The 21,789-nt window shown below is 73.1% G+C and carries 18 protein-coding genes; 6 read left to right on the forward strand and 12 right to left on the reverse strand.

Going from position 1 to position 21,789, the window contains the following annotated elements:
- The first annotated feature begins 276 nt into the window (after window positions 1–276).
- Together AB0B66_RS14545 and AB0B66_RS14550 are read left to right on the forward strand one after the other, a co-directional pair.
- The gene (locus AB0B66_RS14545; RefSeq protein ID WP_360528506.1) at window positions 277–765 is read left to right on the forward strand and encodes a MarR family winged helix-turn-helix transcriptional regulator; all 489 of its coding nucleotides are present in this window, start codon (window positions 277–279) and stop codon (window positions 763–765) included.
- A 36-nt stretch (window positions 766–801) separates the two neighbouring features.
- Window positions 802–3,498 carry a PEP/pyruvate-binding domain-containing protein gene (locus AB0B66_RS14550; RefSeq protein ID WP_360528509.1) on the forward strand — a complete coding sequence of 899 codons (2,697 nt, stop codon included), beginning with the start codon at window positions 802–804 and terminating at the stop codon, window positions 3,496–3,498.
- Window positions 3,499–3,552: 54 nt separating this feature from the next.
- On the opposite strand, the gene AB0B66_RS14555 is transcribed toward AB0B66_RS14550, so the two are convergent.
- Complete coding sequence (locus AB0B66_RS14555) at window positions 3,553–4,050, reverse strand: DUF6232 family protein (RefSeq protein ID WP_360528512.1); 498 nt, start codon at window positions 4,048–4,050, stop codon at window positions 3,553–3,555.
- Window positions 4,051–4,253: 203 nt separating this feature from the next.
- Between AB0B66_RS14555 and AB0B66_RS14560 the strand changes: the two genes are divergently transcribed.
- On the forward strand, window positions 4,254–4,604 hold the full coding sequence (locus AB0B66_RS14560) for a DUF2203 domain-containing protein (protein ID WP_360528515.1): 351 nt from the start codon (window positions 4,254–4,256) through the stop codon (window positions 4,602–4,604).
- A 6-nt stretch (window positions 4,605–4,610) separates the two neighbouring features.
- On the opposite strand, the gene AB0B66_RS14565 is transcribed toward AB0B66_RS14560, so the two are convergent.
- The 5 genes from AB0B66_RS14565 to AB0B66_RS14585 all read right to left on the reverse strand — a co-directional run bounded on the left by AB0B66_RS14565 (window position 4,611) and on the right by AB0B66_RS14585 (window position 12,474).
- The gene (locus AB0B66_RS14565) at window positions 4,611–6,905 is read right to left on the reverse strand and encodes a bifunctional diguanylate cyclase/phosphodiesterase (RefSeq protein ID WP_360528518.1); all 2,295 of its coding nucleotides are present in this window, start codon (window positions 6,903–6,905) and stop codon (window positions 4,611–4,613) included.
- Window positions 6,902–8,125 (reverse strand): FIST N-terminal domain-containing protein, encoded by a 1,224-nt coding sequence (locus AB0B66_RS14570; protein ID WP_360528521.1) that lies wholly within the window; start codon window positions 8,123–8,125, stop codon window positions 6,902–6,904. The genes AB0B66_RS14565 and AB0B66_RS14570 overlap by 4 nt, the downstream gene beginning before the upstream one ends.
- 103 nt (window positions 8,126–8,228) lie before the next feature.
- Complete coding sequence (gene aspT / locus AB0B66_RS14575) at window positions 8,229–9,914, reverse strand: aspartate-alanine antiporter (RefSeq protein WP_360528524.1); 1,686 nt, start codon at window positions 9,912–9,914, stop codon at window positions 8,229–8,231.
- A 53-nt stretch (window positions 9,915–9,967) separates the two neighbouring features.
- Window positions 9,968–10,456: a hypothetical protein gene (locus AB0B66_RS14580; RefSeq protein ID WP_360528527.1), complete on the reverse strand. Its 489-nt coding sequence runs from the start codon at window positions 10,454–10,456 to the stop codon at window positions 9,968–9,970.
- 275 nt (window positions 10,457–10,731) lie between these two features.
- Entirely contained in the window at window positions 10,732–12,474 is a 1,743-nt protein-coding gene (locus AB0B66_RS14585) for a VWA domain-containing protein (protein ID WP_360528530.1), read from the reverse strand.
- Between the two features lie 373 nt (window positions 12,475–12,847).
- On the opposite strand from AB0B66_RS14585, the gene AB0B66_RS14590 reads away from it, so the two are divergent.
- Window positions 12,848–13,444 (forward strand): hypothetical protein, encoded by a 597-nt coding sequence (locus AB0B66_RS14590; protein ID WP_360528533.1) that lies wholly within the window; start codon window positions 12,848–12,850, stop codon window positions 13,442–13,444.
- 15 nt (window positions 13,445–13,459) lie between these two features.
- Here the strand turns inward: AB0B66_RS14590 and AB0B66_RS14595 are convergent, their stop codons facing one another.
- Window positions 13,460–14,356, reverse strand: coding sequence for an ADP-ribosylglycohydrolase family protein (locus AB0B66_RS14595; protein ID WP_360528536.1), 897 nt, complete (start codon window positions 14,354–14,356; stop codon window positions 13,460–13,462).
- Window positions 14,357–14,660: 304 nt separating this feature from the next.
- On the opposite strand from AB0B66_RS14595, the gene AB0B66_RS14600 reads away from it, so the two are divergent.
- Both AB0B66_RS14600 and AB0B66_RS14605 read left to right on the forward strand, forming a co-directional pair.
- On the forward strand, window positions 14,661–15,452 hold the full coding sequence (locus AB0B66_RS14600; protein ID WP_360528972.1) for an alpha/beta hydrolase: 792 nt from the start codon (window positions 14,661–14,663) through the stop codon (window positions 15,450–15,452).
- A gap of 74 nt (window positions 15,453–15,526) precedes the next feature.
- Window positions 15,527–16,627, forward strand: a complete 1,101-nt coding sequence (locus AB0B66_RS14605) for a sulfite oxidase (protein ID WP_360528975.1) — start codon at window positions 15,527–15,529, stop codon at window positions 16,625–16,627.
- On the opposite strand, the gene AB0B66_RS14610 is transcribed toward AB0B66_RS14605, so the two are convergent.
- The 5 genes from AB0B66_RS14610 to AB0B66_RS14630 form a co-directional block, all read right to left on the reverse strand.
- Window positions 16,624–17,043 carry a PIN domain nuclease gene (locus tag AB0B66_RS14610; protein ID WP_360528539.1) on the reverse strand — a complete coding sequence of 140 codons (420 nt, stop codon included), beginning with the start codon at window positions 17,041–17,043 and terminating at the stop codon, window positions 16,624–16,626. The genes AB0B66_RS14605 and AB0B66_RS14610 overlap by 4 nt on opposite strands.
- Complete coding sequence (locus tag AB0B66_RS14615) at window positions 17,043–17,306, reverse strand: type II toxin-antitoxin system VapB family antitoxin (RefSeq protein ID WP_360528542.1); 264 nt, start codon at window positions 17,304–17,306, stop codon at window positions 17,043–17,045. Before AB0B66_RS14615 ends, AB0B66_RS14610 begins: the two co-directional genes overlap by 1 nt.
- A 200-nt stretch (window positions 17,307–17,506) precedes the next feature.
- Window positions 17,507–19,561, reverse strand: a complete 2,055-nt coding sequence (locus AB0B66_RS14620) for an MMPL family transporter (RefSeq protein WP_360528545.1) — start codon at window positions 19,559–19,561, stop codon at window positions 17,507–17,509.
- Between the two features lie 266 nt (window positions 19,562–19,827).
- Window positions 19,828–20,481 carry a response regulator transcription factor gene (locus AB0B66_RS14625; protein WP_360528548.1) on the reverse strand — a complete coding sequence of 218 codons (654 nt, stop codon included), beginning with the start codon at window positions 20,479–20,481 and terminating at the stop codon, window positions 19,828–19,830.
- Window positions 20,478–21,731, reverse strand: a complete 1,254-nt coding sequence (locus tag AB0B66_RS14630) for a sensor histidine kinase (RefSeq protein WP_360528551.1) — start codon at window positions 21,729–21,731, stop codon at window positions 20,478–20,480. The genes AB0B66_RS14625 and AB0B66_RS14630 overlap by 4 nt, the downstream gene beginning before the upstream one ends.
- Between the last annotated feature and the right edge of the window lie 58 nt (window positions 21,732–21,789).

Genomic DNA, 21,789 nt, shown 5'->3' on the forward strand with positions numbered 1-21,789 from the left:
GGGCCGCTCTCCTCACCAAGATCGTTCGACTTGGCAGGCAGGTGGGCGAATGTGCGCTCAAGATACGCACAGGTGCCTGGCAAGTCGGATGACCTTGAACGGCCGCGCCGCCGCACCGGGCGCAGGGGGCGGATGCGTGGGGTGTGGGGGTGGGGGTGAAACGGGCAGAGCGCGCTGTGGCGGGCGTTACTCCGCGAATATTTCATCACGCGTTGACTTGATGAGGGGACGGCGCGTTAAGCTTGCGTTAACGCATTAGTTGCGAAGGCGCAAACAATGGGAGTCGCCGTGGAGCCGCAGCTCGACCAGCTCGCCCAGGACATCGGGCTGTTCCGGCGTGCGCTCATCCCGGACTTCCTGCTCGGGCTGGTCCGCCGGATGGGCGATGAGGAGCCCAACCTGCTGCAGATGGCCACCCTCTACGTGCTCGACAGCGGCCCGGAGCCGACCGTTCGCGACCTGGCCGAGCAGCTTGGCCGCTCGATGTCGGTGAGCAGCCGGCTCGTCGAGCACATGGTGCGGCGGGACTGGATCGAGCGGACGGAGGACCCGGCCGACCGCCGGGCCAAGCGGCTGCGGATCACCCCGGCCGGCCGCGACTACCTGCGCGCCTTCGAGCGCGTCCGGGCCCAGGCGCAGCAGCAGCTGATGACGTACCTGACCGACGACGAGCAGCGCCAGGTGAGCGAGGCGATGGCGCTGCTCGGCAAGGCCTCGAGGAGGCACCTGGATGAGCGAGCGCAGGGAGCAGATCATGTGCGCTGAGTCCCGTGGCGGCGGCGAGCGGGGCGAGGTGGCGGCATGAGCGCGACGCTCAGCCCGGCGACCGACCTCGTGCTCGACTTCGCCGACATCGACGCCGGGATGCTGGCGGTGGTCGGTGGCAAGGCCGGCAACCTGGGGGTGCTGACGCGGGCCGGGCTGCCGGTGCCGCCGGGCCTGTGCCTGACCACGGAGGCGTACCGGGTGGTCGCCGGCACGGCGCACCTCGACGAGATCCACGAGGCGCTGGCCCGCACCGCCCCCACCGACGTGCCCGCGCTCATCGCGCTGGCCGGCCGGGCGCGGGAAGCGCTGCTGGCGGCCCCGATCCCGGCGGACATCGCCGCGGCGGTCGCCGCCGGATACGCCCGGCTGGGCGACGACGTGCCGGTGGCGGTGCGCTCCTCGGCGACCGCGGAGGACCTGCCGTTCGCCAGCTTCGCCGGCCAGCAGGACACTTACCTCAACATCGTCGGCGAGGACGCGGTCGTCGACGCGGTACGCCGCTGCTGGGCATCGCTGTGGACCGACCGGGCCGTGGTCTACCGGGCCACGAACGACATCGACAATCGCACGGTGCGGCTGGCGGTGGTCGTGCAGCGGATGGTCGACTCGGCGGTGGCCGGAGTGCTGTTCACGGCGAACCCGGTGACCGGGCAGCGCCGCCAGGCCGTCATCGACGCCAGCCCCGGCCTTGGCGAGGCCGTCGTCTCCGGCGCGGTCAACCCGGACCACTTCGTGGTGGACACGGCGAACGCGGCCATCCTCGACCGGCGGCTGGGCGACAAGCGGCTGGCCATCCGGTCGCTGCCCGGCGGCGGCACCGAGCACGTGACCCTGCCCGCGGGCGGCGACACCGCCTGCGTCACCGACGCGCAGGTGCTCGCACTGGCCGCGCTGGGCGACCGGGTGGAGGCGCACTATGGCGCACCGCAGGACACCGAGTGGGCCATCGACGGCGACGGGGCGCTGTGGCTGACCCAGGCCCGTCCCATCACGACACTGTTCCCGCTGCCCGAGCGCGCACCGGCGCCGGGCACGGACACCCGGGCCTACTTCTGCTTCAGCGTGGCCCAGGGGCTCTACCGCCCGATCACGCCGATGGGCATGGCCGCGTTCCGGGTGCTGGCCTCGTCGGCCGCGCGCCTGTTCGGGTTCGGCGTCGCCGACCCGCTCGCCGGGCCCGCGGTGTTCGCCCCCGCGGGGCAGCGCGTCTTCATCGACGTCACGACCGCCGTACGCAGCAGCATGGGCCGCACCCTGCTTCCGAAGATCCTCGGCGTGATGGAGGCCCGCTCCGCGGCGATCTTCCTGAACCTGTTCGAGGACCCCCGGTTCTCGAACACGCGCCCCTCGCGGCTGCCGTTCATTCGCCGGGTCGGCGCGGTGGCCGCGCAGCACCGGGTGCCGCTGAAGCTGGTCGGGGCACTGGTCAAGCCGCAGCGTGGGCTGGCCGCGGTGGACCGGGTCGGCGTGGAGCTGGAGCGCCGGCTCGCCGCGCCGGAGCGGGCCTCCGCCGCGCAGCGCCTGGACTTCGTCGAGACGGTGCTCGGCACTGAGATCGTTCCGCTGCTGCCCCGCGTCATGCCGGTGGCCGCGGCCGGCTTCGCCGCGCTGGGCATCGCCGACAAGCTGCTCGGGTCCGATGCCGCCGTCGGTGACGTGCAGGCCGTGCTGCGCGGCATCCCGCACAACGTCACCACCGACATGGACCTGGAGCTGTGGCACCTGGCGGTCCGGCTGCGCGCCGACGAGGCCACCGCGCGGCTGTTCGGGTCGGCGAAGGTGGACGAGCTCGCGCACCGGTACGGCGCGGGCACCATGCCCGCCGCGGCGCAGGCCGGCATCGCCGAGTTCCTGGCCCGGTATGGCCACCGCGCCGTCGCTGAGATCGACATGGGTATGCCGCGCTGGTCCGACGACCCGCGCTACATCCTCGGCGTGCTCGCCAACTACCTGCGGATGGACCCGGCCGACGGGGCGGCGCTGACGCCCGACCGGCTGTTCGCCCAGGGCGCGGCCGAGGCCGAGGCGATGGTCGAGACCCTGGCCGGGCGGGCCGCCAAGCGCAGCCGCCTGCGCGGCAAGGTGGTGCGGACGATGCTCGGCCGGGCCCGGCTGCTGGCCGGGGTGCGCGAGCTGCCGAAGTACTACATGGTGCGGATCATCGCCGCCTGCCGGCAGCAGGTCGCCCTGGTCGGGGCGGAGCTGGCCAAGGAGGGGCGGCTCGAGCAGGCCGACGACGTGTTCTTCCTCGACCTCGCCGAGGCCCGCGCGGCACTGTCCGGAACGGACCAGCGTGACCTGGTCGGGGCGCGCCGCCGGGCGTACGGCGAGGAGCTGCGCCGTCGCCACATCCCGCGCGTGCTGCTGTCCGACGGCACCGAACCGCAGGCGAAGCCGACCGCGGGCAGCGCCGACGGGGCGCTCGTGGGCACGCCCGCCTCGGCCGGTCGGGTCACCGGGACCGCCCGGGTGATCCTCGACCCGGTCGGGGCGCACCTGGAGCCCGGCGAGATCCTCGTCGCCCCGTCCACCGACCCCGGCTGGACCCCGCTGTTCCTCACCGCGGGCGGCCTGGTCATGGAAATGGGCGGCGCGAACTCGCACGGTGCCGTGGTGGCCCGCGAGTACGGCATCCCCGCCGTGGTCGGCGTCCCCGACGCCACCCACCTCATCACCACCGGCCGGCAGATCGCCGTCGACGGCGCCGCCGGCATCATCACCGTCACCTGAGACCACCCATCCCCTTCCCGGGGCGGCCCGGCACCCCTGCGGGCCGCCCCACCGTCATTGGCCGAGGGCGCGTTGGAGGGCTCGGTAGATCTTGCCGAAGCGGGCGGCGTCGTCGATGCGGAGCAGGAGGACCTGGGTGCCCCCGATCTCGGCCCAGGCCTCGTAGATGGCGTTGCCGCGGTCGTAGCTGTCGTCGACGCGGTGCAGCGCCCACTCCCACAGCAGCGGCACCAGTCCGAGCGCCAGCAGCAGCACCGCGACCAGCAGCAGCGTGTCCCGCGGGAACGGCAGCCTGCCGAGCGCGGCGGCGACGCGGGACTCACCGTATGCGGCTGCGATCAACCCGACCAGCGCGATGAAGCCGGCGAAGGCGGACAGGATCATCAGGAGGTTGAGGATCCCGCGGCCGGCCGTGCGGCGGCGCACCCGCCAGTCCGGGCGCTCCTGGCGGTGCCAGACGTAACGCAGCTCGGAAAGGCGGAACCGGCGGTCCTCGACCTGGACATACGTCGAGGTCACCGCCACCGTCTCATCACGATAGTAGGTGATCACGACCCCTCCGACGCTTCAGCGTTGTCTTAGGATCGCGCAGAGTGACCAAGTCGTCCGTGAGTGAATCCACGGCCCTCTTGATCGTCCGACTTGCCAGGCACCCGTGCGTATCTTGGGCCCGTTTTCGCCCACCTGCCTGGCAAGTCGAGCGATCATGGGCGGCCTCGTGCGGTGGTCTGGCGTGGGGCCGACATACTGGGATGATGTTCACCCTGGACGAAGCGCGCACCCGGCTCGCCGCGCTGATGCCGCGGCTCGAAGAGCTCATCGGCGTACGGGCCGACCTCGCCGAGCTGCGCGCCGATCTGGACACCGGCGGGCACAGCGAGCTGGGCGGACTGGCCGAGGCGAAGGCGCTGGAGGCGCGGCTCTACGCCGCGTTGGAGGAGATTGCCGACCAGGACATCGAGGTCAAGGGCTTCGCCCCGCTACTGCTCGACTTCCCGGGTGAGCTCGACGGCCGCGCGGTGCGCTGGTGCTGGCTGGAGGGCGACGAGGGCATCGACTGGTACCACCGCAGCGACACCGGTTTCGCGGGCCGCCGGCCCTGCTGAACCCGGTCAGCCGACGCGGTGGGCGCGGGCGGGCATCTGCGACTGAGGGCGCAGCAGCAGGCCGGCCTGGGCGGCGGGGAGCGGGCGGGACAGCAGGTAGCCCTGGCCGAGCCGGCAGCCCAGCGAGCGCAGGGCGGTGCGCTGGTCCTCGGTCTCGATGCCCTCGGCGATGGCGACCAGGCCGAGGGAGTCGGCGATGGCCAGGATGGCCCGCACGATGCTCAGGTCGAGGTGACCACCCCCGGGCCCGGTGACCCCGCTGACGAAGGACTTGTCGATCTTCAGGATCTCGATGGGCAGCCGCTTGAGGTAGCTCAGGTTCGAGTACGCCGTGCCGAAGTCGTCGAGCACCAGGTGCACCCCGGCCGCGCCGAGCGCCCCGGCGTACTCGGTGACCTCGTGGCGCAGGTAGCTGTGCTCGGTGATCTCCAGCCAGATGTCGGCGGGATGCAGCCCGGCGGCGCGGATGACGTCGAGCGTGCGCTCGGCGGCCTGGGGCTGGTGCAGCTGCACGGGGGAGAGGTTGACGCTCATGCCCAGCCCGCGGCCCTCGGGCAGCCGGTGCCACTGGGCGAGCTGGCGGCAGGCCTGGGCCAGCACCCACTGGCCGATCTCGACGATGGCACCGGTCTCCTCGGCCAGCGGGATGAACACGTCCGGCGGCACGGTGCCGTGGTGCGGGTGGGTCCAGCGCAGCAGCGCCTCGAAGGCGACGATGGCGCGGCTGTCGAGCGCGAAGATCGGCTGGTACGCCAGGTGCAGCTGGCCGCGGGTCTGTGCGAGCAGCAGCTCGGCGCGCAGGTCGAGCCGGTCGCGGGAGCGGTGCGAGGCGTCCTCGTCGAACACCTCGACCTGGCCGCTGCCGCGGGCCTTGGCGACGTACATGGCGGCGTCGGCGTCGCGCAGCATGGTGCTGGGGGTGGCCTTGCCGCGTACGCCGAGCACGCCGCCGATGCTGGCGGAGACGTGCACCTGCTCGCCGCAGACCATGAGCCGGTCGTCGAGGTCGGCGCAGACCCGGGCCCCGATCTCGGCGACCTCGGACAGCTGCTTGACCCGGTCGAGCACGATCACGAACTCGTCGCCGCCGAAGCGGGCGAGCAGGTCGTCGGGGCGTACGCTGCTGCGCAGCCGGTCGGCGACCTGGATCAGCAGCTCGTCGCCGGCCTCGTGACCGAACAGGTCGTTGACGGACTTGAACCCGTCGAGGTCGCAGAAGAGCACGCCGACTCGGGTCGGGTCGGCGGCGGACAGCAGGGTGTCCAGGTGCGACACCAGCGCGCTGCGGTTGGCCAGGCCGGTGAGCGGGTCGCGGGTGACCCGTTCGGCGAGCGCGTGGTACAGCTCGGCGTTGGTGAGCGCGACGCCGAGGTAGTTGGCGAAGATCGTCATGATGTCGAGGGTGCCCGGCGCGAACGGGCGGGGCTGCTCGCGTCCGGCGTACAGCAGCGCGGTGGCACCGTTCTCCCGGGCGACCGCGACCTTGAGCACCTCGGGCAGCCCTGAGTCGCAGGCGGGCAGGTCGTCGAGGCTCTTCGCGGGAACGGGCCACGCCGCGGTGATCTCCGGGGTCAGGCCGCGGTGCGCGCGCAGCCGCCCCTCGCCGCCCTCGACGGTGACCACCCAGGCCCGGTCCGCGCGGGTGAGCTGCAGCAGCAGCCCGGCGGCCTCGTCGAGCAGCGGCTGCACCTCCAGGTGCCGGGCCAGCAGGTGGCCGTGGTGGGCGAGCTGCTCGATGATCGAGTGGTGTTCGCGCTCGTCCAGCGCCAAACGCAGCCGGACCGCGACCGATGTCAGCATGCGCAGGTCCGCGACGGCGAACGGCTGGTCGAGGCTGCGGAACAGGATGAGCAGGCTGTCGGCGTAGCGCTGGGCGGACAGCGGGATCCAGGCGGCCGACCGGATGCCCAGGCCCGCCACCGAACCGGGCACGTCGTCGCCGCGTACGTCGCCGTGCAGGGCGGTCGGCTCGGCGGTGGCCAGGGTGCGGTGCGCGGCCTCGCCCATCGGCCAGCCGTCGGTGTACGCCGGGTCGTCCTCGGGCAGCCCGCACGACCCGGACACGATGAGCCGGTCCCCGGCCACCTCGGCCATGCAGACGACGTCGGCGAAGAAGGCGTCGGACAGCACGTTGAGCATGTCGCCGATGAGCTCCGCCGACTCGGCCGGGCGGCCCAGCAGGTCCAGCAGCTGGATGAGGCGGGTGGTGTCGCGGTAGGCGTCGCGGGCCGCGTCGACGGCTTCGGCCAGCTGCCGTCTGAGCTGCTCGGTCTCGCTGTCGGCGGGCACGGCTGCGGTCACAGCGCGATCGCGGTCAGTGTCGCGTTGTGGTATCCGGCGACGCGGGTGGTCCGGGCGAACTCGCCGTAGGTGTAGAAGCCGAACGTCGCCACGTCGCCGGCGGCGTCCTGGATCAGCGCCGCCTCCTCGGCCCCCTGCTCGGCCAGCACGTCCAGGCGGGCCACGCAGCTGAACGCGAGCAGCACCGACGCGTCGCGGCCGGCCAGGCTCTGCCGGACCACGTCGCCGGTCACACGCAGCAGGTCCTCGGCCTTGCAGGAGACGATCTGCACCGGGGCGTACAGCGGCAGCGGGCTGAACGTCTTGAGCTCGCCGTCCTCGTCGATGTACGCACCGCGCACGAGCTTGCTGCCGTCGGGCTGGATGAGCCCGAAGGCGTACGCCGACAGGTAGCCGGGCGCGGGTTTGATCAGGCCGGGCCGCTCGAAGTCGACCTCGTCGTGGAAGTGCTCGCGGAACACCTCGACGGCGGGGCGGCCGGCGATCTCCTGGATGACCAGGCCGTCGGACTTGGTGACCAGCAGCGGCAGGCCCACGTCGTGCCAGCCGTGCTCGGCGACCACGGCCAGCGGCGTCGGGGAGGCGATCCAGACGGCGGTGGCCCCGCCGTCGGTGAGCACGTTGTCGTTCTCGAACACGCAGGTGCGGATGAGCAGCCGGTCGTCCCCGGCGCTGCCGCCGACCACGGGTACCGGCGCGCCGACCACCTTGTGCACGCCGTTGAGCAGTTCCTGCTGGTGTCCGGCCAGGCCGGTGGTGAGCAGCAGCACGGCGGCGTGCGCGGACGGCTCCGGTCCGGCGGCCGTGCGGGCGGCCCGCGCCAGCCGCTGCCCGGCGTCGTCGCCGTTCTCGGTGACGCCGGTGACCGAGGCGGTGCCGAAGCGGTAGGGCCCGGCGGACAGGGCGAGCACGGACACCCCGAGGCCGGGGTCGATCAGCCTGCCGTCGTGGAACTGCCCGCTGGTCGTCGCGCCGACCAGCGGCGCCTTGCCGGTCGCGCGGCGGATCGTGTGCAGCAGGGCGATCAGGTCGTAGGAGACGGAGGCGTACACGATGATCAGTTCTGGTGGGGTGCCGTTCAGGCCCGCCAGGGCCTCGGCGGCGGCGGCGCGCCCGGCGGTGACCGCGTCGGCCGCGTCGCTGTGGCCCACCCCCACGTTCAGCGGCTCGGTGGCAGGCGGGACGGCGACGGGCCGGGGCGCGGGTATGTCGGCAGGCATGATCACTCCTGGCACCCGACGGAGGGCCTCGCGGGCCGCCTGACCTGGCACTTCACAAAGCGACCATAACTCGCTAACCGGGCGGTACGCCAAAGATCAGGTCTCACGGCAGCGCCCCCGACAGGGCCACGATCAGCGGCCCGAGCAGCGGCAGCAACACCGCCGAGAAGGCATAGACGATGGTGTACGACAGCAGCGGCGTGGTGTTGCCCGCCGCCTCCCGCACCGCGTCCACCGCCGGGGTGCTGCACTGCTGGCCCGCGATGGACCCGGCGACCAGCGGCGCGGGCAGCTTCATCAACCGGCTGCCCACCCACAGGCTCAGCAGCGCCGGGACCGCCGTGACCAGCACCGCCACCACCGGCAGCAGCACCCCGTAGCGCTTCATCAGGGAGATCGCGGCCGGGCCGGCGCTCAGCCCGACCGCGCACACGAACGTGGCCAGACCGAACTGCTGGATCACCTGGGCCGCCGCCGGGTGGTACTGCCCGTACGTCGGGTGCCGCGCCCGCAGCCAGCCGAAGAACAGCCCGCTGAACAGGCAGCCGCCGCCGATGCCCAGCGCCAGCGGCACCCCGCCCACCGGCATGGCGAGCTTGCCGACCAGGATGCCCACCACCACCCCGAGCGCGATGAAGCTCAGGTCTGCCTTGACCGCCGGGTTGATCCGCACCCCGAGCAGCGGGGTGTACGCGGCCAGGTCGTGCGTCGCGCCGGTGAGCCGCACCGTGTCGCCGGTGGTGATGTCGGTCGACGGCTTGATCGGCAGGTCGTGCTCCATCCGGGACAGCCCGGTGACGAACACGCCCCGTGGCGGGACCTGCTGGTGCAGCTGCTCCAGGGTCCAGCCGCGGTAGCGCGGGTCGGTGATGACGACCTCGACCACGTCCAGGCTCAGCGGGTCGCCGCCGGTGCCCAGCGTCTCCGGCCCGATCAGGCGCTCCGCGTGGATCAGCGTCTCGCGGTGGCCGACCACGACCAGCCGGTCCCCGTGCTGCAGCACCGTGGCCGGTTCGAGCGGGGTGATCTCGCCGCCGCGGCGCAGCCGCTCCACCGCCGCGCCGTCGCCCAGCTCCTCGGCCAGCTGCGCCAGGGTGCGTCCGTGGGCGGCGGACACCACGTACACCCGACCCACCACGCCGGGCACCGCTCTTCTCGTGCTCTCCGAACGCTCGGGCTCGCCGCCCAGCTTGCGCCACAGCGCGCTCGCCTGCTCGCGCAGGTCGACGCGCATCAGCATGGGCACGAGCTGGCTGGTGAACATGATGAGCGTGACCAGGCTGAAGATGTAGGCGATCGAGTACGAGGTGGCCAGGTTGGACTGCAGCTCGCGGACCCGCTCCGGGCCCACGGGCAGCGCGCCGATCGCCTCCCCGGCGGTGCCGAGCACCGACGACGACGTCGTGCCGCCGGCCAGCAGCCCGGCCGCGGTGCCCTGGTCCAGCCGGAACACCAGCGTCGTCAGGCACACCAGGGCGACCAGGGTCACCACCTGGATCACCGTGAACACGGCATACCGCAGCGCCCGGCGGTTGAGGTGGGCGAAGAACGACGGCCCGGCCAGGTAGCCCAGCGTGAAGATGAACAGCGCGAAGGCGACGTTGCGCAGCTCAGGGCTGAGGGTGACGTTCAGCAGGCCGACGGCGAGCGCGACCAGCAGCGTGCCGGCCACCCCGCCGAGAGTGATCTTCCAGAAGCGCACCCGGCCCAGTGCGAAGCCGGCTGCCAGGCAGGTGAACAGCGCCAGCCCCGGGGTGCTGCGGAGCAGGTCGCCCAGCCAGTCGAGCACCGCGCACCCCCGCCCATGAGTTCACCTCATATTAGGACAAAGGGTGTGGTCGGCTACGGCATCTCCACGGTCTCGGCTCGCATGATCTCCGCGAACGCGGCCGCCAGGTATGGCTCCAGCCGCCGTCCCGAGACCGTCAGCAGGTAGGCCAGCAGCACCGGCGCGTGCCAGGCGAGCCTGCGCGGGTCGGGCCGGGGTGCCCCGTCCTCCTGCTGGTGCACGCCCAGCGCGCCGGTCAGCACGGTGACCAGGGTGTCCACGTCCAGGTCGGCGGTCCACGACAGGGTGTCGCGTGCGCACTGCTCCAGCACGTCCTGGATGTCCTCGCCGGCCAGTCCGTCGGGGTGCAGGTCCTCCAGCAGCGCGCGGACCACGCTGCCTAGGACCAGGCCGACGTGCTCGGTGTCGGCGGCCGCCAGTCGGTCGGCCGCCTCGGTCAGGCCCGCGGCGTCGTGCGCCTGTGCCGCGTCCACCGCGTCCACGGCGGCCTCGGCGATCCCGCGTGCCACCGCCGGCAGGCGCCGCAGCTCCCCACTAAGCATTCCCGGATACTGCCATGCGCCACCGACCGCCCGCCTCTGGGCTGCACCGCGTTCGCCGTGTCACCCGCGTTCGCCGCGTCACCCGCGTTCGCCGCGTCGCGCGTCCCGCGCCGCGTCGCGCCCTTAATCGACGTTGGCCTATGACATCGAATCCGAGCGCTGAATTCTCGATGTAATAGGCCAATGTCGATGGAAAAACGGGGTGGGTGGAGCGGAACGGGGTGGGTGGAGCGGTAGGTGGGCGGGGGCGGCGTGGGGCCGCCCCCGGGGGTGGGTCAGCTGGGCTGGCCGGAGCGGAGCGAGATCGCCTTGAGGAAGATCTCGCCGATCTTGGCGGGGTCCTTCGCGGAGAAGACGCCGCCGCCGGTCAGCTTGGTGATCTTGTTCAGCGGGTCGGTGCTGACGTCGCCGATGGTGAGGATGACGACCTGGATCGGACGCGCCGGGTCGGCGATCTCCTTCAGCTTGGCCAGCAGCGCCTCGTGCGAGATGCCGTTGTTGTCGTCGTTGTCGCCGTCGGTCATCAGCACCACGGAGTTGACCCGCCCGGGATCCCAGTCCTTCTGCACGGTCTGGTAAGCGGCGAGGATCGTGTCGTAGAGACCCGTGTCACCGGTCGGCTTGGGCCTGATGGCGGCCAGTGTCGACAGCATCTTGGTGCGGTTCGAGGCCAGTGGCCCGATCGGCATCAGCTGCTTGTAGTCCTTGCTGCCGTCCAGCTCGGTGGAGAAGGTCCACAGGCCGACCGCCCACGAGTCGTCGAACAGCCCCAGGCCGCGCCGTGCGGCTTCCAGGGTGACCTGGGCGCGGGTCGCGCCGCCCGCGGTGGCGACCTGCTGCAGCATCGAACCGGACACGTCGATCACGGCGAGCATGCGCGCCGGCAGCGTCACGGCCACCCAGGTGGACAGGATGCGCTCGACGGCGGCGGTGGTGGTCGCGGCGGTCGGCGAGGCGGCCGGCGCCGGAGCGCCCATCACCTCGGGCGCGCCGCGCGGAGTCGTCGCGCCGGTGCCGAAGCCGCCGTCCGGGCCGCGCAGGCCGATCTTGGCGAGCCGGTCGCGGAACGTGGGCGTCTGCAGCGCCTCCAGCATGCGGGCGGCCGTGCCCTGGCGCTCCGGCTCGATACCGGGCATGACGGCGTACGGGTAGTCCAGCGCGATCGGCGCTGGCTCCAGGTAGAGCCCGGCCAGCGGCACCGGCGGCTTGGCCGCGTTGTAGGCGATGACCGCCTGCTCGGACAGGGGGGCCGCGCCCAGCCCGGAGGCGATCGCGGCGGGGTCGTTGGCGCGGGGGAAGCGCGCGAGGATGTCCTGGCGCAGCACCGAGCGGCCCGCGGCCAGGGTGCGCAGCGCGCCGGTCGTGGCGGCCTGGGCGTTCGGCGACGTGCTCGCCGCCGATGCCATCGCCAGCAGGCCGGACAGGCCGGCGGAGTCGCGCGTCGGCTCGACGATGCCGACGTGCAGCTTGGTGCCGGAGGTCATCTGCTGGAGCAGGGCCGGCCAGGTCAGCTTCGCCGACGGCCAGCCCAGGCCGGTGGCGGCGGGTTCGGGCATGGCCACCACGACCGGGCTGCGCGCGATCGAGGGCGCCTCCTGGACGGCGGTGTTGGGGGCGGCGGCGCTCACCCGGGCCAGCCAGGTCGCGGAGTCCGGGATCCAGACGTCGGGCACCTGGGTGCTGCCGCTGGGCTGGCCGACGCCGGTCAGCGACAGCCCGCGCAGCGCGGCGACGGCGGCCGCCACGTCGGCGGGGTCGGCCGCGGTCACCTGTACGGCGATGCAGGCCCCGTCGATCTCGGCCTTCTGTGCGGACAGCGCCGCGGCGGTCTCCTGCAGCGCCGGCGCGATCTCCGGCGGCGCGGCCACGGTCAGCGGCGCCTCCCCGGAGCAGGCCGGCTCGGCGAGCTGGCGGTAGACGAGGAAGGCACCCGAGACGACCAGCGCGACCGCGAAGACTGCGGCGATGGCGCTGGTGACGGGGTGGAGACGACGTGTGTTGCGATGGCGGCCCGGCACAAGAAGCTATGTTTCGTCAACGTGAAGGCGTCTCGCCACATACGTTCGGACGAATGTTACCGGGAAGGAACTTCCTGAATCGACCTTCTGTACTGCCTGAACACCGCTAACCCGACGGAAAGATCACCCGTTACTCCTTCTGGCGGACCGGAATTCATCCCGTCCCGTCCCATTCCCCGGGACTTCTGGAGGTGCGGCGATGTGGACGTCCCGAATGCGAGGTTCGGCGCGGCGGCCCGCGGAGGACCCTTCGGCCGGAACCGGCGGAATCGCCCTGGATGACATATCTCACGCCGATACCGCCCCTCATCAGGCCCGATACGGTGCAGGCGGTGACCCGGAGACCGCGCTCGCCGAATCCTACGACCGGCAGGTGCGCCGCGGTCGCCGGCGGCGCGAGCAGGCCGACCCGGAGCAGTCCGGGACCGAGACGTCCGATTCGTGGGACGAGCCCGTCGGCCCGGTGGAGCCGCTTGACGGATGGGCGGAACAGCCCGAGCCCTGGGACGCAGACCGGAACGGCTCGTCCTGGGACCGCCGGGCAGGCGAGCGGGACGGGTCGCCGGGAGGCGTGGAGCTGACCCGGGCGCGGCTGCTCAGCTTCACGCCGTACCAGCCCAAGCGCGACCGGCTGTGCACCGACACCGCGTCGCTGCTGCGGCCGCTGGTCCGGGCGGGGATCATCGACACCTGGGCCACCGACCACAGCTACCCGTCCCACCGGGCGTGGAAGCTGCTGCCCTCGCGCCTGGCGATGCCCCGGCAACTGCCGCTGGACGGCTACGTCGAGCCCGACGGCGGCATCACCCTGCTGCCGCTGCCCGACAGCTACGACGAGCCGCCCCTGTGCATGCTCGACTGGGTCATCGACTGGACCGCCGCGGGCCGTCTCGACAGCCGCTGGTGGACGACTGCCGTGCACGTCACCGCGTCCGCCGGCCTGCCGCCCACGGGCACACTGCGCCCCTGACGGCAGGCCGCGCGGTCAGCCGGCGGCCGCGACCCAGGCGGGCAGCGGCTCGCAGGCCTCGCGCCAGGTCGCGGGCACCGCGTCGAGACCGGTGCGAGCGGCCACGATGCCGCCGACGATGGCGCACGTCGTGTCGATGTCGCCGCCCGCCGACGCGGTCGCCCACAGGGCCTCGGGCAGGTCGTCGAGGTGCCGCGCGGCGCACCACACGGCGTACGGGACCGTGTCCGGCGCGGAGATGCGCAGCCCGCAGCCCACCTCGCCGGCCACCCAGGTCGGATGCCGGTCGAACGGCAGCCGCGCCACCCGGCGCAGCCCCGAGGCGACCTCGCCGTCCGGGGTCCGGGCGAGCACGCCCTCGATCAGCTCGCTCGCGGCGATGCCGGAGACCGCCAGCGCCGCCGCCACGGCGACCGCGACCGCGCCCGCCACCGCCTCGGGGTGCGCGTGAGTGACCTCGGCCGAGGCACGGGCCTGCGCGACGACCAGGTCCAGGTCCGCGGAGAACCACGCGCCCAGCGGCGCGACCCGCATCGCCGCGCCGTTGCCCCACGAGCCCTGGCCGCCGAACTGCCGCCCGGTGACCTTACGCCAGTGCTCGCCCTCGAACACCGCGCGCAGCACCCCGTGCATGGACGGCCCGTAGTTGCGGTACGGGTCCGCGTCGTACGCGTTCGCGAACGCCAACGCCAGCGCGTCCTGCTCCACTTCGCCGTGCTCGGTGAGCACGCGCATCAGGGACAGCGCCATCGCGGTGTCGTCGGTCCACGGCCAGGGGCCGGAGCGGGCCTGCCGCTCGTCCATCAGCCACTCGATTTTGTCGGCGGGCTGGAAGAACCAGGTCTCGCCGAAGGCGTCACCCAGGGCCAGCCCGCGCAGCGAGCACAGCGCCGCGGCACGGTTCGGGGTCATCATTCGATCATCGCCGGGCACGCAATCGGATTCCGCCGGCCGACCCGCGCCCATGATCGTCCGACTTGCCTGGCACCTGTGCGTATCTTGAACGCGCATTCGCCCAGTTGCCTGGCAAGTCGAGCGATCACGGAACGTTCGCCAGGGCGTGGACCGGCGGCGGATCGCCCCTGGCCGACGGGTGGGACGGCAGAATCGGAGCGTGTGCCTTGGAGTACGCGAGCCGGCGCGGCTCGGGCAGGTGCGGCTGGGTGACGGCCGACGGCTGGGCTGGGCGGAGTGGGGCGCTCCGGACGGTGCCCCGGTGCTGTTCTGCCCGGGTGCGGCCACGAGCCGGCGGCTCGGGTTCGGGGCCGAGGCGGTCGAGGCGTTCGGCGTACGCCTGATCTCGCTGGACCGGCCCGGACTGGGCGCCTCCGATCCCGCCCCGGGCCGCACACTGTCCGATTGGGCCGCCGACGTCGCCGAGTTCACCGGTCTGGCGCGGCTGCGGCGGCCGGCCGCGGTCGGTTTCTCGCAGGGCGCGCCGTTCGCGCTGGCCTGCGCCGCCGCGGGGGCGGTCGGCGCGGTGGCGGTGGTGTCCGGCACCGACGAACTGGCCCGGCCGGAGGTGGCGGCGGCGCTGCCGGAGCAGGTGCGGTGGCTGGTCACCTCGGCGGCCGACGGCCCAGAGGAGGCCGAGGCGTACTTCGCGCAGCTTGACGCCGAGCGGCTGCTGCTCATGGTCACCGCGATGAGCGGACCGGACGACCGTGCGGTGTACGAGGATCCGGCGTTCGCAGCCCCGTTCCGCCGTGCGCTGGCGGAGGGCTTCGCGCAGGGGTCGGCCGGGTACGCGAGGGACACGCTGCTGTCGATGACGCCGTGGCCGTTCGACCCGGCCGCGATCACTGTTCCGGTCGAGTTCTGGTACGGCGGGCTGGACACCAGCCCCGTCCACTCGCCCGACTTCGGCGAGTCGCTGGCCGCCCGCATCCCGCACGCCCGCCGCCACCTGCTCGCGCACGCCGGGGGCGCGCTGCCGTGGACACACGGCGAGCGCATCCTCGTCTCCCTGCTGCGCCTGTCCGGAGTCCTGCCCCCACCCGACCCCTGACCCGTTGCCGCCGACCGCCGGGGCGGGTCGGGTTCCGCGCGGCCGGGGTGAGGGGTGATGCTGGTCGGGTGGACATGACCCTGAACGACGTCAGCCGCCCCGGCCGCCTGGCCGCCCCGGACGAGGGCATCAGCGCCGAGGAGCTGGCGCTGGCCGCCCGCAACCACGGCATGCCGCTGGAGGCGCTGCGCTACGACGTGACCCCGGCCGGCCTGCACTACCTGCTGATCCACTACGACATTCCGTACGCCGAGGAGGCGTCCTGGCAGGTCGCGGTCGGTGGGCTGGTCGACCGGCCGCTGAGGCTGGACCTGGCGGGGCTGCGCGCGATGCCGTCCCGGACGGTGCGGGTGACCATGGAGTGCGCCGGCAACGGCCGGGCCCGGCTGCTGCCCCGCCCGGTCAGCCAGCCGTGGCTGGTGGAGGCCGTCGGCACCGCGGAGTGGACCGGTGTGCCGCTGCGCGACGTGCTGGCGGCGGCCGGGATCGACCCGTTCGCGGTCGAGGTGGTGTTCACCGGGGCCGATCACGGGGTGGAGCGCGGGGTCGAGCAGGACTACCAGCGCAGCCTGCCGGTGGACGAGGCGCTCGGCGAGGACGTGCTGCTGGCGTACCAGATGAACGGCGCGCCGCTGCTGCCGCAGCACGGCTTCCCGGTGCGGCTGGTGGTGCCGGGCTGGTACGGCATGGCACACGTGAAGTGGCTGCGCGAGATCACCCTGGTGGACCGGCCGTTCGAGGGCTTCCAGCAGGCGGTGGCGTACCGGGTGCGCCGCGACGCCGAGGACCCGGGCGTGCCGGTGACCCGGATCGCGCCGCGGGCGCTGCTGGCCCCGCCGGGTTTCCCCGACTTCATGTCCCGCACCCGGGTGGTCCGTCCGGGGCCGGTGCTGGTGGAGGGGCGGGCCTGGTCCGGCCGCGCGCCGGTGACCTCGGTGGAGGTCAGCGTGGACGGCGGGCAGAGCTGGTCGGCGGCCGAGCTGGAGCCGGCGACCGGGCACCGGTGGGCGTGGCGGCGGTTCACGTACGCGTGGGACGCGGTGCCGGGCTCGCACCTGCTGACCGCCCGCGCCGTCGACGCGCTGGGCGGGGAGCAGCCGATCGACCAGGCCTGGAACCGCGGCGGCTTCGCCAACAACGCCGTGCAGCAGGTGCCGGTCGCCTGCCTGGACTAAAGGGATCCGCGCGGGGCGACCCACTCGACGGGTTGCCCCGTGACGGCCGCGATGCGGTCGTAGTCGGCGTCGTAGTGCAGCACGGTCGCTCCATGCTGCTCGGCCGTCGCGGCGATGATCAGATCGGGGAGCCTGAAGTGCCGGTGCTGGCTGCTGGCGGCGAGGCTGAGGTGCACTGCCATCGCCCGGTCCATGGCAGCGGTGGTCACATCGAGCCAGCGCTGACTCAGCATGGCCTCGTGCAGGACCCGGTATGCCTTCGGGTCGGGCGCGTTGTTGAGGAACTCCAGCGCCACCATGTGGCAGGCCGCGAGTCTGCCTTCCAGCAGCAGTTGCTCGAACCGGCGGCGGACCTGCTCATGGCGGCTCTGCAGGACGTAGACCGAGGTGTCGGCCAGGTAGATCGGGGACGCCATCACGGTGCCCGGTGCGCGTCCGCCTGGCGGGCGTCCTCCTCCAGCCTGGACAGGTCGCGGCCACCGCCGTGACCGAAAGCGTGCTCCGCACCCGTGTAGTCCATCTGCACCGAGCCGAAAGCGGCGATGATGTCGCGTGCCTTGCGCCGTGCGGCGAACGTGCGCAGCGCCTCGTTGATCGTGGCGACCTTCGTGGTGGTCCCGAGCTCCTCCATCGCAGCTTCCAGCCACTCATCATTGACGTCCACCGTGATGCGCGTCATGCCATCAAACATACACCAAGATTGCTTTAATACGCACACCAAGATCGTAAGATTGGCGCGCCGTGAGTGATCGGTCGTCGGCATCAGCCCGGAGCGTGAACCGGTCTGCCGGTGCGCGGGCGAGGCTCACTCGGTCATCGAAAGTTGGTAAGGGCACCTTCTACATCGCGGAGCGATGTGAAGGTGCCCTTCCTTTCACTTCACGGGTGGCGGGGCCACCAGGTGCGGGGGCCGACGTGGTGGACGAGGGCGGGGACCAGGAGGGTGCGGACGACGAAGGTGTCCAGCAGGACGCCGAGGCCGACCAGGATGCCGACCTGGACCATGAAGACGATCGGCATCAGGGACAGCACCGCGAACGTGGCGGCGAGCACCACACCCGCGCTGGTGATCACCCCGCCGGTGACGGACAGGGCGCGGGTGACGCCCTGGGCATGGCCGTGTTCGGCGACCTCCTCGCGGGCCCTGGTCATCAGGAAGATGGTGTAGTCGACGCCGAGCGCGACCAGGAACAGGAAGCCGTGCAGCAGCACGGAGCGGTCGATCGCGGGGAAGCCGATCGCGTGGTAGACCAGCGCGGCCGCGCCGAGTGCCGCGCCGAAGGACAGCAGCACGCTGCCGAGCAGGAGCAGCGGCGCGACCAGCGAGCGCAGCAGCACGATCAGCACGCCCAGCACCACCGCCAGGATCAGCGGGATGAGCAGGCGCAGGTCGGCGTCCATGGTGGTGTTCTCGTCGAGTTCCTGCGCGGTCGCGCCGCCGACCAGGGCCGCCGGGTCGACGGTGTGCACGGCGTCGCGCAGCCGCAGCACCGTCTGCTCCGCCCGGTCGCTGGAGGGCGCGTCGGCGAGCACGATGCGCAGCCGGGTCCAGCCGCCCGCCGGGGACGGCTCCGCCTCGCCGACCTCGGCGACGCCGGGCAGGGCACGCAGCGTGCCGGTGACCTGTGTGGCCGTGGCGGTGTTCGTGTACACCTCGGTGGGGTCGCCGGAGCCGGCGGGGAAGTGCTCGGCGAGGGCTTCGAAGCCGCGTACCGAGTCGGGTTTGGTCACGAACGACTCGGACTGGCGCAGGCCGGTGCCGAGGGTGGTGGCCGCGAGGCTGAGCGCGGCCAGGCCGAGCGCGGTGACGATCCAGATCGGGCGGGCGTGCCGGGACACGAACTCCGCCGTGCGCGCCCACAGGCCCGGTCCGCGGGCCGGCGCCGCCGTGTCGCGTACCGCGGGGATCAGCGGCCAGAACACCCGCCGCCCGCACATCACCAGCAGGGCGGGCAGCAGCGTCGTCATCGCCAGCAGCGCCGAGACGATGCCGAGCGCGGCGACCGGGCCCAGGCCGCGGGTGGAGTTCAGCCCGGCGGCGAGCAGCGTGAGCAACGCCAGGATCACCGTGGCGGCCGACGCGATGATCGCGGGCAGGCTGTGCCGCAGGGCCAGGCGCATCGCGTGCCGGTGGTCGGCGTGCCGGGTCAGCTCCTCGCGGTAGCGGGAGATCAGCAGCAGCGCGTAGTCGGTGCCCGCACCGAAGACCAGCACGGTGAGGATGCCCGCGCTGGCCCCGTTGACGACCAGGCCGAGATACTTCGCGCCGACGTAGACCAGCGCGCTCGCGAGCTGGCTGGCCACGCCCACGGCGACCAGCGGCACCAGCAGCAGCACCGGGCTGCGGTAGGTGAGCAGGAGCAGCAGCGCGACCACGCCGACCGTGACGCCGAGCAGCGTGGTGTCCAGCGAGTCGAACGCGGCGTCGAAGTCGGCCCCGGCGGCGGGTCCGCCGGTCATCCACGCGCCCAGGCCGGCGGGCAGCCCTTCGGCCAGCACTGTGCGGGCCTGGTCGAGCACCGGGCCGATCGCCTCGTCGGCGGTCTGCTCCGCACTGAGCGGCACGGTGACCAGCAGCGCCGCGCCGTCCCGCGACGGGATCGGCGGGGACACCGGGCCCGCGGCGAGGGCAGCCAGGGCGGTGGCGTCGGCGGCGGCCGCGTCGCGGTCTGCGGTGGTCAGGCCGCCGTCGCGGGTGTACACCAGCAGCAAACGCTCCGGTTCGGCGGCCGGAAACTCGCGGGCGGCCAGTTCGAGCGCGCGGGTCGACTCGGCCGAGGCGGGCAGCCAGGAGCTGAGGTCGTTGGTCTCGACGTCGCCGACCTTGGCGAACATGGTGGCGGACACGGCGACGATCAGCCAGCCGACCAGCACGGACCAGGCGGTGCGGCGGCCGGCGGGGGCGGTGGCGATCCGCTGCCAGGCGGAGGACATGGGCGGGCCTTCCTGTTCGGGTTCTGGAACCCGGCCAGGTTCGCGGCCCACCCCCGTCGCGCACATCAACGCGGGCGCGTAACCGCGCCTACGTTCCGGCGCGCCCCCACCGCGCGGCGCGCCCCCACCGCGCCCGGCGTCCGCGCGGCGCGTCGCGGCGGCGCAAGATCGTCCGACTTGCCTGGCACCCGTGCGTATCTTGAGCGCGCATTCGACCGATTGCCTGGCAAGTCGGACGATCAAGGAGGTGCGGGCCGGGCCGGGGGTCAGGGGTGGGGGATGGGCAGGCCGGATTGGTAGGCGATGACGACCAGTTGAGCTCGGTCGCGGGCGTGGAGTTTGATCAGGGCACGGCTGACGTGGGTGCGTACGGTGGCGGGGCTGACCACCAGGCCCGCGGCGATCTCGTCGTTGGACAGGCCGGTCGCCACCCAGCCCACGATCTCCCGCTCCCGCTCGGTGAGCAGGTGCAGCTCGGGGTGTACGCGCAGCGGCGGAGCCGCCCCCGGCGTCGCGCCGAACCGCTCGATGACCCGGCGGGTCACCGTCGGCGACAGCAGCGAGTCCCCGGCCGCCACCACCCGCACCGCGCGCAGCAGCTCGGCCGGCTCGGCGTCCTTGGTGAGGAAGCCCGACGCCCCGGCCCGCAGCGCCTCGAAGACGTACTCGTCCAGCTCGAACGTGGTCAGCACGATCACGCGGGTGGGCCCGTCGAGGCGGCGCAGCACCTCCAGCCCGTCCATCCGCGGCATGCGGATGTCGAGCAGCAGCACGTCCGGCCGCTGCTCGGCGACGAGGTCGAGCGCGCCGACGCCGTCCTCGGCCTCGCCGACGAGTTCGAGGTCGGGTTCGCAGCTGAGCAGGGTGCGCATGGCCAGCCGCAGCAGCGCCTGGTCGTCGGCGAGCGCGACCCGGATCATGCGACCCCGCCCGGCACGGGTAGCGGGTTGCCGACCGTGCTCGGCTCGGCGGCGCTGTCCGGGAGCGGGTTCACGGCCCCGCGCTGCGGTCGGGGGACCCGGGATGCCGGGCCGGGGGCGTCGCCGTACGGGAGCACGGCGCGCACCTCGAAGCCGCCGCCGGGCAGCGGGCCCGCGTCGAGTGCGCCGTGCAGGGCGCGGGCGCGTTCGCGCATGCTGTCCAGGCCGGAGCCGCCGGGCAGTGGGGTCCCGCCGCGGCCGTCGTCGGTGACGGTCAGCGCCACCTCGTGCGGGCCGTACGCCACCTCGACGGTGGCCCGCCGGGCGGCGGCGTGCCGCAGCACGTTGGTCAGGGCCTCCTGCACGATGCGGTATCCGGCCAGGTCGACCGCGTGCCGCAGCGGCCGGGCGGTCCCGTGCACGGCCAGGCGGACCGCGAGCCGGTCGGAGGTGGTCGCGGCGGCGAGTTCGGGCAGCAGGCCCAGCCCGGCCGCGGGGCGCTCGGGTGCGGGGCAGACGCCGGTGAACGCGGACAGGGTGACCCGCAGCTCGTCCAGGGCGGCGGTGCCGGCCTGCCGGATCGCCCGCAGCGACTCCTCGACCTGCGGCGCGGTGTCCGGGCTCCGGCCGAGCACGTGCAGCGCCGCGCCGGCGTTCATGCTGATCACGGCGAGGCTGTGCCCGACCACGTCGTGCACCTCCTGGGCCATGCGCAGGCGCTCCTCGTACGCGTGCCGCCGCCGCTCCTCGATCGCCGACTGCTCCAGCGAGTGCCGCCGCACGCGCACCGCGATGCCCGCGATCAGCGGGGTGGCCAGCCAGAAGGTGGTGGTGGCCAGGTTGAACAGCACCCCGTCGGGTTCCTTCTCGACCCACGCGCTCAGCCACACGTAGAGCACGACGAGCACGGACGTCACCGTGACGGACCAGCCCGTGCCACGCCACGCGGCCAGCGAGTACACGGTGATCATGACGTACAGGAACAGCGGCCCGTACGGGTAGCCGGCGCCGATGAACACGGTGACCACGGCGAAGGTGACGGTGCAGGCGAGCACCGCCCAGCGGCGGCGCACCACCAGGGCCAGGGCGCCGAGGGCGAGCAGCGCCAGCGCGGTGGTGTCCAGCCGGAGTCGGTCGGGTTGTTCGCTCTGGGTGGGGAACGAGCAGCCGATCACCAGGACGCCGACGACCAGTGCGAACAGGGTGTCGGCGAGCTGGGGGCGGGCGGCCAGGCGATGGAGCAGGTGCACAGGTGCGAGGTTACGGAGTCGGCGGGTCCGGCCGCATCCGCGCGAGGGCGTACGTCGA

This window comes from Catellatospora sp. NPDC049111 (genome assembly GCF_040648615.1).
In the GTDB taxonomy this organism is placed as follows: Bacteria; Actinomycetota; Actinomycetes; order Mycobacteriales; family Micromonosporaceae; genus Catellatospora; species Catellatospora aurea.

Excerpts from the sequence above, each read along its gene's own strand:
- AB0B66_RS14545 (WP_360528506.1), top strand. The coding sequence starts at position 277 with ATGGGAGTCGCCGTGGAGCCGCAGCTCGACCAGCTCGCCCAGGACATC.
- AB0B66_RS14550 (WP_360528509.1), top strand. The coding sequence starts at position 802 with ATGAGCGCGACGCTCAGCCCGGCGACCGACCTCGTGCTCGACTTCGCC.
- AB0B66_RS14560 (WP_360528515.1), top strand. The coding sequence starts at position 4,254 with ATGTTCACCCTGGACGAAGCGCGCACCCGGCTCGCCGCGCTGATGCCG.
- AB0B66_RS14570 (WP_360528521.1), bottom strand. The coding sequence starts at position 8,125 with ATGCCTGCCGACATACCCGCGCCCCGGCCCGTCGCCGTCCCGCCTGCC.
- AB0B66_RS14580 (WP_360528527.1), bottom strand. The coding sequence starts at position 10,456 with ATGCTTAGTGGGGAGCTGCGGCGCCTGCCGGCGGTGGCACGCGGGATC.
- AB0B66_RS14595 (WP_360528536.1), bottom strand. The coding sequence starts at position 14,356 with ATGACCCCGAACCGTGCCGCGGCGCTGTGCTCGCTGCGCGGGCTGGCC.
- AB0B66_RS14605 (WP_360528975.1), top strand. The coding sequence starts at position 15,527 with ATGACCCTGAACGACGTCAGCCGCCCCGGCCGCCTGGCCGCCCCGGAC.
- AB0B66_RS14610 (WP_360528539.1), bottom strand. The coding sequence starts at position 17,043 with ATGGCGTCCCCGATCTACCTGGCCGACACCTCGGTCTACGTCCTGCAG.
- AB0B66_RS14615 (WP_360528542.1), bottom strand. The coding sequence starts at position 17,306 with ATGACGCGCATCACGGTGGACGTCAATGATGAGTGGCTGGAAGCTGCG.
- AB0B66_RS14620 (WP_360528545.1), bottom strand. The coding sequence starts at position 19,561 with ATGTCCTCCGCCTGGCAGCGGATCGCCACCGCCCCCGCCGGCCGCCGC.
- AB0B66_RS14625 (WP_360528548.1), bottom strand. The coding sequence starts at position 20,481 with ATGATCCGGGTCGCGCTCGCCGACGACCAGGCGCTGCTGCGGCTGGCC.